Below are 14,002 nucleotides of genomic sequence, written 5' to 3'. Positions count from 1 at the left end.
ATTCGAAAAATATTATATGCAAAATCAAACTTCTAAGGTAAACTTTCACAATTTAATATACTACTTGTAAAAAGGCTATATAAGCTCTTGCACTCGTCTCAATAGTTGGTGTTTGAATTCCTAACTCTTTTAAAGCTCTTTTAAAGCTCTTTTAAAATAATCTTCTACTTCAAAGATATTTTCATCAGACGATAATGAAGAAATTATATTTAAAGATGGTGATGACACATTACTTTCTAACAAGGTGTATGACCATTTTATATAATCCTCTGTCGAAACAATTCTCTTTTGAATTTTATAAAATAAAGCATTAGTTTCCATTGTATCGAGTCACTCCAAAGTTTCATTTTCCTCCCAAAAAACGAGGTAATACTTGAACTATTGCCCCCGTTTGTACAATGATAGAACTACTTATTATAAAACTTTCCACTCTTCATAAGTTTTAGCTTCAATACCTAAATTTCCGGTTCTTAACCATTCAAAAGCTTTTATAACAAGTGGTGAAGCATTGTCCAACGATATATCTTTTTCCGATACCCGTATTGCCTCAAGTGAATCTTGACCATCGAATTGTTCTGGAGCGCTTAACTCTCCACCAATTTTTTTAACAAAGTAGTAAACTGCAATATGATGTACATCCGTAAAATCTCTCCATAACCAAGGGAGTTTGAAATCGATGACACCAATATTTTCCTCAATTTTGATTTTAAGACCCGTTTCTTCAAGGAATTCTCTTTTCATAGCTTCAGATAAAGCTTCTCCATCTTCCAAGCTTCCTCCAGGAAGGTCATATCGGTTGATATAAGGGCCACCACTCTTATTTATCACCAATAGTTTTCCGTCATCTAGACATATTCCATATACACCAAAAGCTCTGTGATATTTTTTTTAGACACAAAAACTCCCCCCCCCATTCTTCTGAAAGCTTATTCAAGTAAACTGCTTCGCTAGCTCAATAAATACAAGCAGCATCTTTAGCAAATCCTTATTCAACTCCTGCCCCCGTTAATTGAATAACTAAATGATATCTTCAACAAATTGTTCTTCTGAAATTACTTGTAAACCATTTCTTTTAAGTAATGCTGAAGTAACCCCAGTTCCAACAATTTTCTTATCCTTAAATTCACCGTTATAAATCATTGAACTACCACAGGACGGGCTATTCTCTTTAAGAACAACTATTGTTGCGTTTATTTTTTTAGCTTTTTTTAAAGTAGCATAAGCTCCTTTTATGTAAAGTTCAGTTACATCTTTTCCGGATTTCTCAACCACTTTAGCCTTTCCATCCAGTACATCTTCTCCGTCTCCGCCTACTATTTCAGCAGGGTCCCTTGGGGTTGAAAATCCACCAAGCAATTCGGGACAGATAGTAACAGCCTTATTCTCTCCAACTAATTTGCTTATTCTATTATCTAAGCTATGTGTACCGTTATACCTTACTTCTAATCCAGCTAAACAAGAACTGACCAAAATCATGAACTACACCTCATCTCTCAAATAAACCTTATTGTACTAAACTGCCAGTTAGCTTAAAATCTCTAATTCAATAATAACATCATATTCCATTTATTTTGTTCAAAAAAGAAAAGACAATAATTGATTGCCTTTTTAAACTTTAGCATCCGTTCAAAAAGCTATTTGTGTAATTTAGGTAATATTGTTTGTAGTTCTGTCAAATCGTCAATTACCATATCTGCTTGAGAAAGTTCATCTTCTCGTGCAAAGTCAAAGTTACATCCAATCGAAACTAGACCATTATCTTTAGCTGCATTTATATCTGATAGTCGGTCTCCAACTACTGCTCCATTAGTGATGCCGTATTTTTTTATAATGCTCTGGACCAAATCCGATTTATTCAACGATTTAATTTGTTGGATACTAAATGTTTCCGTAACCCATTTATCCAAAAGATAATAACTGATAATCGCTTTTAAATATTCCGTTAAACCATTGCTTGCTATGTATATTGAACAATTATTCTCTTTTAAATAACTAAAGACTTCTTTTACGTTTGGGTATAAAGCACCTTTCCCACTACTTATATTTTCAATTAGTCTTTTTAAAAAATAAGTATCCGTTTGTTCTCTTTCCTCAACGGAATGATTAGGTAACAGAGTCTCCCATACTTTTGGCAAAGGGACACCCATTATCTCTCTATATTTGTCAATAGGCGTTTCCTTATCCCATTTATTTAATGACCGTAAACGGCTGAAAGCTTCATCCAGTGATAGTTCCAGTATCTCATCTGTTTGAAATAGTGTTCCATCCATATCAAAGATTATTGATTGTGCCAAAATTTCCTCTCCCTTTTTGAATAACTTATTATCCTCCAAAGTTTAACAAAAAAATAAAAAATAAGTAATGCTTATTCAACATTACTGCTTCGTTTAAGTATATGATTTCACAAACTCATTTATATTTTAACATAAATATCCAATACTGGAGTTAGGAATTATTCTACAAACTGGATCGACTTCGAAACAAAAAACACTGCATGTAAATACAGGATATTTGATCAAAGCTTTTACAACTTATCTTCAACTCCCTGCCCCCACTATAATTAAAACAGCTTTCCTTACCATAGTTAAAAAATCAGCTCGTTCTTTAGTATAAACGGAAAAACACTCTTTTCGCTTTTTTGAACTTAACACAATAAATAATCAAGCATAAAATTGCATAAAGTATATTCAACCGTAAGCTTTCACTTTATGAAAAATTATGGTTGATGTAACAATTACACACAAAAAAACCACCAATTATGTATTGGTGGAGACGGTGGGAATCGAACCCACGTCCAGAGATATCGTCACTCAGGCGTCTACACGCATAGTTGGTATATTACGAATTCGCTAGCTCTTCTGCCTACCAACAGGCGTCCGAGTAGCTAGTCTGATTAGTCTCTTCTACCGATCCACAGACGGAGGATAGTAGCGTAGCCCACTAATAAGTGAGACCCTTCAATCTACCACATGGGCGATGGTAGGAAGGATCCTTTAACAGTGCTTACGCAGCTGCTAAAGAGTAATTGTTTTCTTTGCCAGTTATTATTGGCGTTAACGTTTTACGAGTCGTAACCTCGACGCGCAACCTGAGCTCGATCTACCCCTGTCGAATCCGTAACGTCCCCATATATATTATATAAGGGCACACGGACAAGAGCAATCACGCTCTTATTCAATTATAGATGTCCTGCCGATATTCTTATTATAACATAAACTGTATGGAATTCAAGATAACTCACTTGGTAAAATCTAGTTTAATCTATCCTTGATTGCTCGATCCATATCACGTTTTGCCTGTTTTTGCTTCAAGTCTTCCCGTTTATCATATTTCTTTTTCCCTTTACCTAAGCCAATTAGTACCTTGGCAAAACCATTTTTAATATACACTTTTAACGGTATAATCGAATAACCTGCTTGCTGACTTTCCCCGATTAATCTATCGATCTGTTTGCGATGTAATAATAATTTACGGGCACGAGTAGGCTCGTGATTGTAACGATTACCTTGCTCATAAGGTGAAATGTGCATATTATTGATATATGCTTCCCCTTGTTTAATCGTTGCAAAGCTGTCTTTTAAATTGACACGTCCAGCCCTGATTGATTTTATTTCCGTTCCTTGCAGGACAAGTCCAGCTTCAAAGGTTTCTTCTATAAAATAATCATGATTTGCTTTTTTATTTTGAGCGATAACTCTTCCATTATTTTTTCCCATATTCCGTTCCTCCTATTGCTACGTAAAGCTTATTTTAACAAAAAAACGAGAAACGTGCGAATAGTTCGTTAGAAGTTTATTTACGGGATTAAAATAAAATTGATTATATCATAACTCTAACATACACGTAGCAGCGGAATGCATCAGCAATCTACGGGATAAGCAACAGTCCAAAGCCGTGATGAGTGCTTTGGCTCAAGGCGACTATTGCGTTACCCGCGAATATATTCCAGCTACATCGGTGTTAGTACATATCTTCCCATTAATTATTTTTTCTTCTTTTTACGTCCTTTTTTCTTTTTCTTGCCATTTGTTTCAGTTTTTTGGGATTTTTTTGCTGTCTTCTTTAGTCCACCATTATTATTACGCTTTGCATTTATGACTTTTCCTTCTTTAGACGGTTTGTTTTTTCTCGGTAACATCCCGACAATCTCAAAATCAACAGCTCGCTCATCTAAATTAACTTGGGCGACTTTTATCGTGATCGGATCACCGACTTGAAATACATTGCCGGTTCTCTCACCGATCATCGCATAAGCTTGTTCGTCAAAATGATAATAATCATCTGTTAAATAGCTTACATGAACAAGACCTTCTACTGTATTTGGCAGTTCAACAAATAGACCAAAATTAGTAACGGAGCTGATTACACCTTCATACTCTTCGCCAATTTTATCTTGCATGTATTCCGCTTTTTTCAGGTCATCTACTTCGCGCTCAGCGTCTACTGCTGCTCTTTCTTTTAACGAAGCTTGTTTTGCAATGACCGGCATCTTATCTTTCCAGTGCTGTCTTGTCTTTTCATCTAATTTATTTTCAATTAAATAGGTGCGGATTAAACGGTGAACGATTAAGTCCGGGTATCTTCGGATCGGCGACGTAAAATGTGTATAGAACTCGGTTGCTAATCCAAAGTGTCCAATCCCATTCGGATCATACTTCGCTTGTTTCATCGAGCGTAACATCAGTTTTGAAATAATCATATCTTCATCTGTTCCCGATACTTCATCTAAAACATTCTGTAAAGCTTGCGGATGAATTTCATTCGATGTTCCTTTTACGACATAACCGAATCTTGCGATAAACTCAAAGAATTTTTGCAATTTAGCAGGATCTGGATCTTCGTGAATCCGATGAATAAAAGGTACATCCATCCAATGAAAATGCTCCGCTATTGTTTCATTGGCACATAACATAAATTCTTCAATTAATCGTTCCCCTACTGACCGTTCTCGAATCACGACATCCTCTGCTTTTCCATCGTCATTTACTAATACTTGTGCTTCTTTAAAATCAAAGTCAATCGCACCACGACCAAATCGTTTCCCCCGTAAAATCTCGGCTAAATCTTCCATATCCTTAAACATAGGGACTAATGATTCATAACGGTCGATCGTTTCCTGATCATTTTCCACTAATATTTGGTTCACCGCTTTATAGGTCATTCGCTCCGTTGTTTTGATGACTGCTTGAAATATTTCGTGATTGACTACTTCACCTTTTGTATTAATCTCCATATCACAGCCTAATACCAGACGGTCAACCTGTGGATTTAAAGAGCAAATACCATTGGATAGACGGTGCGGGATCATCGGAATAACTCGGTCAACTAAATATGCGCTTGTTCCGCGCTCAAAAGCTTCCTTATCAATAGGTGAATCTTCCTTTACATAATGGGTGACATCGGCAATATAAACTCCTAATTTATAATTACCATTATCTAATTTTTTAACTGTTACCGCATCATCTAAATCCTTCGCATCTGCACCGTCAATTGTAACGATTGTTTCATCCCGAAGATCATGACGCCCTTGTATTTCTTCCTCTTTAATTTCCTCGGAAATATTTTCCGCTTGTTCAAGTACCTCCGGTGGAAAATCAATGGCGATACCGTTTTTATAAATAATCGATAAAATATCCATGCCAGGGTCATTTTTATGTCCGAGGATTTCAATAACACTTCCTTCAGCACTCATTCTACCTTCTGGATATTTTGTGATTTCAACGATAACTTTATGGCCACCTACTGCGCCTTTTGCTGCTCCTTTCGGTACAAATATGTCATTTGGTATTCGTTTATCGTCTGCGATAACAAAACCAAATGCACCGTTATCTTCATACGTACCGATAATTTCCTTTGAATAACGTTCAATGACCCTTACGACGACGCCTTCTGCTCTTTTTCCATCATCATCACGTCGATCGACACGGACAAAAACCTTGTCCCCATTCATTGCAGAAGCTAAGTCTGCATGATTAATATAAACATCTTCCATCGCTTCATCATCCGGGATTAAGAATGCAAATCCTTTCGCATGCATCTGAATCGTTCCACGGATTAAATTCATTTTTTCAGGTAAACCATAACGATTTTTCCGGGTTCGAATTAATTCACCTGATTCTTCCAGTGCATTTAATGCTTTCATCAATTCCGTAAATTGATCTGCATCTTCCAGTTCTAAAATCTCTTCTATTTCCTGTACAGACAAAGGTTTTGTAGCATTTTCATTAAAATAGTCTCGTATTTGTTGTTGTAGTAATTCCATGTCGTCACCTCTTTCACCTTTTTTGTTTAGTATGGCTATTACCAGTCTAGTGATTCTAAAAAATCTGCAATATCTTCATGTAATTGATCCTTATCCTTACTGAATGTAATCGCATGGCCAGCATTTTCATACCATTGTATTTGTTTATTGTCAGCTTCCACATTTTCATAAATATAATTCGCACTATCTGGGTTGATCATTTCGTCGTTAGTTGCCTGTACTACAAGTGTTGGCGTGTAAATCATATCCACATTTTCTTTGACACGTGTAATCGATGTCTCAATTTCTCTAAATAGTTCTTTCGAATCTTCCAGTAATTGCTCAAGTTCCTGTTCAATAGTATGGTCATCTTTTCCTTCTAATTGTTTATATTCTTTGGAAAATTTACGGAAACCGACCGTTAATTGCTCTTCATTGTCAAAGAACATGGGCGAACACATCGTGACCACTGCCTGTAAAGGGGTATTACCGGCAAGACGTAATGCTAATACTCCTCCAAGTGAAAGTCCTACAACGGCAATTTTTTGATAGCCTTTGTCTTTCAGGTGTTGATATGCTTCCTGGACATCTTCCCACCACTCATCAGCAGTAACTCCGACTAATTCTTCCGGTGACTTACCATGCCCACGGTAAATCGGAGCATAACAAGTATATCCTTCACTGTTTAGATATCTTCCAAGCATCCTCACATCAGCAGAATGCCCTGTAAACCCATGTAATAATAATACCGCACGATCGTCCCCCTCAAACATAAAAGGTTCCGGTTGTTTCATCTTCATTTCTATGTAAACCCCTTTCGCGAATTGGCACATTGGGACATGTTCTCTTAACTATATTTCCCTTTAATTCCTTTTCACATTCTGTCTATCGTTTAGAAAAACTTGGCTTATCACAAGCACTGGCGAAAAATCTTAGTATTTCTTATTCTTTGTACATTCTTTCCCTAAACGTGTAAACAAAAACATCCTCTGCATTTTGCAAAGGATGTTATATTGATGCTATATTATTTTGTCCCATTTTTGGATTATAATAAATAAGCAATAGCAAAAGTAAGAACAAATAGTAACACACCAGATATAACTGTCCCGCGGTGTAATACAGCATCAATACCTCTTGCTTTTTGCTTTCCAAATAATTGCTCTGCACCACCTGAAATGGCTCCAGATAGTCCTGCACTCTTACCGGATTGTAATAATACAAATACGATTAATACGATGGCATCAATAATTAACAAAGTCATTGCAACGCTTAACATGTTGCAAACCCCCCTTAGACGTACAAATACATACATACAATGTAGCAAAAAGTATATCAAATAGCAAGAAGTTTTTACTAATTATATACCTTCTCATGGTAACATAGACAAAGAAGGAGAGTGAAAAAGGATGCAGGAAGAATCTTTTTGGTTTTGTACGGATGATCAACACGATCTTTTCGTAAAATGCTGGCAAAATACTTCATCACCAAAAGCGATTATACAAATTGCTCATGGCATGGTAGAACATATTGAACGTTACCATGATTTTGCTACATACCTAACGGAGCATAATTTTACGGTCTACGGCCATGACCATCGTGGACATGGTAAAACAGGTGATAACGCAAACTCGCTTGGATATTTCGCAGATGAAAACGGGTTTGACCGTGTTGTACAAGACTGCATTGAATTAACAGAGATGATTAAACAAAAACATCCACACACACCTATTTTTCTCATTGGTCATAGTATGGGTTCCTTTGTTAGCAGAAGATATATGATGTTAGAACCGAACCATTTAACAGGAGTAATTTTAGTTGGTACAGGTTTCCAACCATATGCTTTATTAACCATGGCCAAACAACTGGCTAAAACAGTTGGTTACATCAGAGGACAAAATGCAGAAGCAAAATTAATGAATAAACTTACTTTTTTCGGCTATAACAAACATACAGATAATCAAACGGCTTTTGATTGGATATGTTCTGACCAAGAAGAAGTAGAAAAATACACAAAAGATAAATTTTGTGGTTTTACACCTACCAATCAATTCTTCTACGATCTTTATACTGGATTACAATGGATTCAATCCAAAGATAAAACTGACAACATTCCAAAAGATCTCCCATTACTTTTCGTAAGTGGAAAAGAAGATCCAGTTGGACATTATGGAGAAGGAGTTCAAAAAGCCGTCGCATTTTATCGTTCCATAGATATGAAAAATGTTAACAATCATCTGTACGAAAAAGGAAGACACGAAATTTTGAACGAAACCAACAAAATAGAGGTTTTTCACAATATTGTCACATGGATTGAAAAGCAAATGGCTTGTCACAACTTTACACTATCTTTATAATTATCATGTTACTTTGTTATTTCCCTTGAAATATAACCTAGAGAAAGAGTAAAATTAGGTTGTAGTACTATCTAAATATAATTTATTAGGAGGTTTTTCTTTATGGCAGTAGAAAAAACAGTAACAATTACAGACGAAACAGGAGTTCACGCACGTCCAGCAACAGTACTAGTGAATAAAGCAGGTAGCTTTGCATCTGATATGAACTTAGAATATAACGGTAAATCCATTAACTTAAAATCAATTATGGGTGTTATGTCTCTAGGTATTCCTCAAGGTGCTGAAATCAAAATCGTTGCTGACGGTTCTGACGAACAAGAAGCACTAGATGCAGTGGTCGAGGTTATCAAATCAGAAGGTCTAGGAGAGTAATTCATACATGAGTCAATTAACAGGTATAGCAGCATCCAATGGAATAGCAATTGCCAAAGCTTACAAACTAGCTATTCCTGATCTTTCTTTTGATAAAAAGAAAGTAGATAATACAACAAATGAAGTCGAGCGTTTAACGAATGCGCTGGAAGTTTCTAAATCTGAACTAGAAAAAATCAAAGAGCATGCTCGCACCTCTTTAGGTGATGAGCATGCGGAAATTTTTTCTGCTCACTTACTAGTACTAAGTGATCCTGAACTCATCAATCCAATCAAGGATAAAATTGAGACAGATCAAGTTAATGCTGAGTTTGCATTAGATGAAACAGCACAAATGTTTATTGAAATGTTCGAAAATATGGACAATGAATATATGAGAGAACGTGCTGCGGATATTAAGGATGTTACCAAACGAGTAATGGCACATCTGTTAGAGGTTTCCTTCCCAAATCCAGCCTTAATAGATGACGAAGTAATTGTCATAGCTGAAGATTTAACGCCATCTGATACTGCACAATTAAATAAACAATTTGTGCAAGGTTTTACCACCAATATTGGAGGTCGTACTTCTCACTCAGCGATTATGGCTCGCTCTTTAGAAATTCCGGCGGTTGTGGGAACAAAAGCAATCACAGAACAAGCAAAAGAAGGTGACATCTTAATAGTGGACGGCATTGATGGTACAGTAATCATCAACCCAACTGACGATGAAATCAACGAGTATAAACTAAAACAACAAAACTTTGAAGAACAGAAACAAGAATGGGCTAAACTGAAAGATGAGCCTACCATTTCCAAAGATGGTACACATGTTGAATTAGTAGCTAACATTGGTACACCAAATGATGTAGAAGGTGTCATCAACAATGGTGGTGAAGGTGTTGGTTTATACCGTACTGAATTTTTATACATGGGTAAAAATGAACTTCCAACAGAAGATGAGCAGTTTGATGCTTATAAATCAGTATTAGAACAAATGGGAGACAAGCCTGTAGTCGTCCGTACATTGGATATCGGTGGGGATAAAGAACTTCCATACTTAGAATTACCAGATGAAATGAATCCATTCCTTGGATATCGTGCAATCCGCATTTGTCTAGAGCGTGATGATATATTCCGTACACAACTACGTGCACTTCTTCGTGCAAGTAGATATGGAAATTTAAAAATTATGTTCCCGATGATCGCAACATTGGACGAATTCCGTCAAGCGAAGGCTATCTTACTGGAAGAAAAAGAAAACTTGACGAAAGAAGGAACAGAAGTATCTGATGATATCGAAGTTGGAATTATGGTCGAAATTCCTTCCACTGCAGTTATTGCTCGTCAATTTGCTAAAGAAGTTGATTTCTTTAGTGTTGGTACGAACGATTTAATTCAGTATACATTAGCAGCTGACCGTATGAATGAACGTGTGAGCTACTTATACCAACCATACCACCCAGCAATCCTTAACCTTGTCAACAATGTAATTGAAGCAGCACATGCAGAAGGTAAATGGGCTGGAATGTGTGGGGAAATGGCAGGAGACTCTATCGCAATCCCTATTCTACTTGGATTAGGTCTAGATGAATTTAGTATGAGTGCAACATCGATTTTGCCTGCTCGTACACAAATGAAAGACCTGTCAAAAGAAGAATTAGCTTCATACAAAGATCAGCTTCTAAGCATGGGTACAGCAGATGAAGTAGAAGCATTTATCCGTGAAAAAACAAATCAATAATGCTTAAACGACTCAGAATTATATTCTGGGTCGTTTTTATGTATGGATCCCGGCACTATCCGCACCTAAAAGATAAAGCGCATACACAAAAACCCTATCAAATATTTTAATATGAAATAGACATGATTGCAACATTTTGGTCATGAAGACAGGAGTACAACACCCCATTTTAATAATGAAAATGAGACATTTCCCCCTGTTCCGACCAAGCTTCTCACATTTTCCATTTGTTAGATCGGTTCATTAACCATAGGAAATATGGGGCTCCAATGATAGCTACTATGATTCCTGATGGTATTTCTTTTGGTACTAATAAAGTTCTGCTTAGTACATCTGCAACCATGAGGATTACACCACCTAATAATGCTGTAGTGAAAAACAAATGCTTGTGTGCGGGTCCTAACAACAAGCGAGCAACATGTGGTGCGATTAATCCGACAAATCCTATTGTTCCAACAGTTGCTACACTTGCTGCCGCTACTACAGAAGCTAATAAAGCTAAATAAAATCGCGTCTTCAATACCGATAGTCCTAATCCTTTAGCCGTGTCATCTCCTAGTGCCAATGTATGAATCCGGTCACTAACTAAATATACGATCGGCACCAGAATAATAAGTGGTCCTACAAGATAATAGGTCAATTCTGTCCAAGTTTTCGCGTAAGTCGTTCCTGATAACCAAGTTAACGCAGATGCTACTGCCATATCTGAACGTACAACTATAATTTGAATCACTGCTGAACCAAATGCTGATATACCAATACCAAGCAGTGCTAACAATGCTGGTTGGAATTCCGCACGATAAGCTAACAACATCACGACTAAAAAGGCAATAAGTGCACCGATAAACGCCCCTAACGGAACCCATACGGCTGAAATGGAACCGATGTATAGAAAAGTTAATGCTCCAACACCAGCACCTGATGTAATACCAATCACAGACGGATCTGCTAATGGATTACGTAATACCCCCTGAAAAATATAGCCGCTAATAGCCAACAATACACCACTTGTTGCCGCTACCAATAGCCTTGGAAGTCTTAGGTCAAGTGCCATATTTTTAGTGAACTCATCATTATTTAAAAAGATTGCCTGAAATGTCTGTACTAATTGTATGCCATTGTTTCCAGTAGAAATTCCGACAAATACTATCGAAATAGCGAAAACACTAAGGATTGGGATAATCCATTTTTGCATAGCTAACGAATTGATTGAGCCAGCTAATATACCTGTATCCTTGCTACCATACTTCTTGTTTTGTTTGTTCATAATCAGCCAGATTAGCCATGGAGCACCGATAAACGCTGTTATTGCCCCAACAGGTAATTCAGAAAAAGTCGGATCTAATACTCTGGCAAGAACATCAGCACCTAGTAAGACAACTGCTCCCCATAAAAATGAACCTAAAATGACAACATAATGCTTTTGAAAACCCAATAATTTAATAAGATGAGGCGCAATCAAACCAACAAACCCAATTGGACCAACAACACTTACAGTAACAGATGCGAGAAATACAGCGAGTAGTACTGTGATGATTCTTGTTCGCTGTACCTTCTGTCCTAAACCAGTCGCTACTTCTTCTCCTAATTGAAACAAGTCTAATGATTTCGCTATCAATAATGAACCAATAAGTCCAATGGTGATAAATGGTAAAGAGAATTGCACACCTTCCCAGTTATTTTGTACAAGTGTTCCTGAGCCCCACAAGAAAAGACCAGCAGTTTCGTTTTCAAAAAAGATCTGTAATAGTGAAGTAAAAGCTGAGAACATCATGGTTATGACCATACCTGCTAAAACCATTTTGACAGGGTTCGCATTGGCCACACCAGCCAACGTATAAACAAGGACCGCTGTTATCATACCACCAAGAAAAGCAACCAATAAGCCACTCCATCCACTTGCTGCAGAAATAAATACACTAGCAAATACCACGGCAAAATACGAGCCTGAATGTATCCCCAATGTACTGGCAGATGCTAATGGGTTTTTCGTTATCGTTTGCAAAAGCACACCAGATACCGCTAAAGCGCCACCTGCCAAGATCCCGATAATCGCTCGTGGCATTCGTAGATAACGAACGGTATGGTGTTCTAACTGATCTTCCGGCATAAAAATCGCATTAAAAATAGTAGATGGTGCGATTGATACACTACCTTGATTCATATGTATAAATAATAATAAAAGCAAAAGGACGGTTCCGCCCCCGAAGGTCAGAACCGTTCTTCCTATATAACTCTGTTTCGACATATAATCACTTCTCTTGTAATAATGCTTCTTTAATTTGATTTGCAAAAACTTCCGCAGACAACGGACCACCAAATGTCCATGTATCACCTGGTAACGCATAAGTTCTATCTTCTTTTACAAAAGCAAGTTCTTCCCATGCAGGGTTTCCTGCCAATTGATCAGTAAAGACATTGTCATCTTCCTGAACAATATAGAAGAAATGTGCATCTTGTGCTGTCTGTAATGATTCTACACTAGTTTCATCAAAACCGTAAAGTTGGAACCCTTCTGACTGATAGGCATTTTCTAAGCCAATTTTAGTCATAATCTCCGTTGCCATTGCATTATCTTTAAATAAACGAATAACTGGAGAATTATCAGAACTGTATGCTTGAGATAAAACAAAGTCAGTATTCTCAATTCCAGCATCAGCAATTTCTGTTTCGATATCCTGATAGCTTTGATCTAATTCAGTTAGAATTTCGTCTGCTTGCTCTTCTTTCTGAACTAGTTTTGCCATTTCTTTGAAGGTAGCTTCCATTTCTTCATACTGAGTGCCTTCTCCTTCTTCAGGATATGAATTATAAGCCAATGTCGGTGCAATAGCTTCCAAACTTTCGAGAATCGCTTCATGACGAGAATTAGCTGTAATAATAACATCTGGCTCTAAAGCGTGAATGGCTTCTAAATTTGGCTCCTGACGTGTGCCTACATCTTCTACTTCTTCACCTAGTTCGGGCTCAATATTGACCCATGAGTGGTATCCTTCAATATCTGCCATCCCAACTGGTTGTACACCTAGTGCCAGCAGGTTTTCAGCATAAACCCACTCTAGTACTACAATACGTTCTGGAACTTCTTCAAACGTTTGCTCGCCATAAATATCAGAGACAGTAATGGAACTACTTTCTTCTCCTGATTCACCGTCTGTATTTGTTTCTTCCTGGTTTTGATCCTCTTCTGTTGTCTCACTGCCGTCATTTCCACAAGCAACAGCGAATACACTTAAGAATAAAGCCATTAATAATAACAGTAATTTCTTTTTCATATAAAGATTGTCCCCTCTCCTATGTATTTCCTAATTG

12 protein-coding genes, 1 other RNA gene and 1 pseudogene are annotated in these 14,002 nt (G+C 37.1%); 3 read left to right on the top strand and 11 right to left on the bottom strand.

Annotated elements, in window-relative coordinates; all coding sequences use genetic code 11:
* Positions 1 to 129 precede the first annotated feature (129 nt).
* The 9 genes and pseudogenes from GI584_RS09045 to secG all read right to left on the bottom strand — a co-directional run bounded on the left by GI584_RS09045 (position 130) and on the right by secG (position 7,517).
* Entirely contained in the window at positions 130 to 321 is a 192-nt protein-coding gene (locus GI584_RS09045) for a hypothetical protein (RefSeq protein WP_153791032.1), read from the bottom strand.
* Between the two features lie 93 nt (positions 322 to 414).
* Positions 415 to 882, bottom strand: a pseudogene (locus tag GI584_RS09040) (NUDIX hydrolase); the annotation flags it as partial.
* 135 nt (positions 883 to 1,017) lie between these two features.
* Positions 1,018 to 1,476, bottom strand: coding sequence for a 2-thiouracil desulfurase family protein (locus GI584_RS09035; RefSeq protein ID WP_100360993.1), 459 nt, complete (start codon positions 1,474 to 1,476; stop codon positions 1,018 to 1,020).
* A gap of 158 nt (positions 1,477 to 1,634) precedes the next feature.
* On the bottom strand, positions 1,635 to 2,294 hold the full coding sequence (locus tag GI584_RS09030) for an HAD family hydrolase (RefSeq protein ID WP_194842172.1): 660 nt from the start codon (positions 2,292 to 2,294) through the stop codon (positions 1,635 to 1,637).
* Positions 2,295 to 2,764: 470 nt separating this feature from the next.
* Positions 2,765 to 3,127, bottom strand: a transfer-messenger RNA (tmRNA) gene (gene ssrA, locus GI584_RS09025).
* Positions 3,128 to 3,251: 124 nt separating this feature from the next.
* Positions 3,252 to 3,716, bottom strand: a complete 465-nt coding sequence (gene smpB / locus GI584_RS09020) for an SsrA-binding protein SmpB (RefSeq protein WP_100360997.1) — start codon at positions 3,714 to 3,716, stop codon at positions 3,252 to 3,254.
* A gap of 266 nt (positions 3,717 to 3,982) precedes the next feature.
* Positions 3,983 to 6,262: a ribonuclease R gene (rnr, locus tag GI584_RS09015; RefSeq protein ID WP_153791030.1), complete on the bottom strand. Its 2,280-nt coding sequence runs from the start codon at positions 6,260 to 6,262 to the stop codon at positions 3,983 to 3,985.
* A gap of 38 nt (positions 6,263 to 6,300) precedes the next feature.
* Positions 6,301 to 7,041, bottom strand: coding sequence for an alpha/beta hydrolase (locus GI584_RS09010; protein WP_153791029.1), 741 nt, complete (start codon positions 7,039 to 7,041; stop codon positions 6,301 to 6,303).
* A gap of 245 nt (positions 7,042 to 7,286) precedes the next feature.
* The gene (secG, locus tag GI584_RS09005; protein ID WP_100361000.1) at positions 7,287 to 7,517 is read right to left on the bottom strand and encodes a preprotein translocase subunit SecG; all 231 of its coding nucleotides are present in this window, start codon (positions 7,515 to 7,517) and stop codon (positions 7,287 to 7,289) included.
* A 130-nt stretch (positions 7,518 to 7,647) separates the two neighbouring features.
* Between secG and GI584_RS09000 the strand changes: the two genes are divergently transcribed.
* The 3 genes from GI584_RS09000 to ptsP all read left to right on the top strand — a co-directional run bounded on the left by GI584_RS09000 (position 7,648) and on the right by ptsP (position 10,690).
* Positions 7,648 to 8,595, top strand: coding sequence for an alpha/beta hydrolase (locus GI584_RS09000; protein ID WP_153791028.1), 948 nt, complete (start codon positions 7,648 to 7,650; stop codon positions 8,593 to 8,595).
* A 102-nt stretch (positions 8,596 to 8,697) separates the two neighbouring features.
* Positions 8,698 to 8,967 carry a phosphocarrier protein HPr gene (locus tag GI584_RS08995; RefSeq protein WP_018930942.1) on the top strand — a complete coding sequence of 90 codons (270 nt, stop codon included), beginning with the start codon at positions 8,698 to 8,700 and terminating at the stop codon, positions 8,965 to 8,967.
* Positions 8,968 to 8,974: 7 nt separating this feature from the next.
* Positions 8,975 to 10,690 carry a phosphoenolpyruvate--protein phosphotransferase gene (gene ptsP, locus GI584_RS08990; protein ID WP_153791027.1) on the top strand — a complete coding sequence of 572 codons (1,716 nt, stop codon included), beginning with the start codon at positions 8,975 to 8,977 and terminating at the stop codon, positions 10,688 to 10,690.
* Positions 10,691 to 10,904: 214 nt separating this feature from the next.
* Here ptsP and GI584_RS08985 read toward each other — a convergent pair whose 3' ends face one another.
* Positions 10,905 to 12,938, bottom strand: coding sequence for an iron ABC transporter permease (locus tag GI584_RS08985; protein ID WP_153791026.1), 2,034 nt, complete (start codon positions 12,936 to 12,938; stop codon positions 10,905 to 10,907).
* Positions 12,939 to 12,942: 4 nt separating this feature from the next.
* On the bottom strand, positions 12,943 to 13,965 hold the full coding sequence (locus GI584_RS08980) for an ABC transporter substrate-binding protein (RefSeq protein WP_100361004.1): 1,023 nt from the start codon (positions 13,963 to 13,965) through the stop codon (positions 12,943 to 12,945).
* Positions 13,966 to 14,002: the final 37 nt, after the last annotated feature.

Source organism: Gracilibacillus salitolerans, assembly GCF_009650095.1.
GTDB classification, from domain to species: domain Bacteria; phylum Bacillota; class Bacilli; order Bacillales; family Amphibacillaceae; genus Gracilibacillus; species Gracilibacillus salitolerans.
The sequence above is the reverse complement of the archived record's forward strand: the minus strand, read 5'-3'. Positions and strand labels throughout refer to the sequence as shown.

Excerpts from the sequence above, each read along its gene's own strand:
- GI584_RS09045 (WP_153791032.1), bottom strand. The coding sequence starts at position 321 with ATGGAAACTAATGCTTTATTTTATAAAATTCAAAAGAGAATTGTTTCG.
- GI584_RS09035 (WP_100360993.1), bottom strand. The coding sequence starts at position 1,476 with ATGATTTTGGTCAGTTCTTGTTTAGCTGGATTAGAAGTAAGGTATAAC.
- smpB (WP_100360997.1), bottom strand. The coding sequence starts at position 3,716 with ATGGGAAAAAATAATGGAAGAGTTATCGCTCAAAATAAAAAAGCAAAT.
- rnr (WP_153791030.1), bottom strand. The coding sequence starts at position 6,262 with ATGGAATTACTACAACAACAAATACGAGACTATTTTAATGAAAATGCT.
- GI584_RS09010 (WP_153791029.1), bottom strand. The coding sequence starts at position 7,041 with ATGAAGATGAAACAACCGGAACCTTTTATGTTTGAGGGGGACGATCGT.
- secG (WP_100361000.1), bottom strand. The coding sequence starts at position 7,517 with ATGTTAAGCGTTGCAATGACTTTGTTAATTATTGATGCCATCGTATTA.
- GI584_RS09000 (WP_153791028.1), top strand. The coding sequence starts at position 7,648 with ATGCAGGAAGAATCTTTTTGGTTTTGTACGGATGATCAACACGATCTT.
- GI584_RS08995 (WP_018930942.1), top strand. The coding sequence starts at position 8,698 with ATGGCAGTAGAAAAAACAGTAACAATTACAGACGAAACAGGAGTTCAC.
- ptsP (WP_153791027.1), top strand. The coding sequence starts at position 8,975 with ATGAGTCAATTAACAGGTATAGCAGCATCCAATGGAATAGCAATTGCC.
- GI584_RS08985 (WP_153791026.1), bottom strand. The coding sequence starts at position 12,938 with ATGTCGAAACAGAGTTATATAGGAAGAACGGTTCTGACCTTCGGGGGC.
- GI584_RS08980 (WP_100361004.1), bottom strand. The coding sequence starts at position 13,965 with ATGAAAAAGAAATTACTGTTATTATTAATGGCTTTATTCTTAAGTGTA.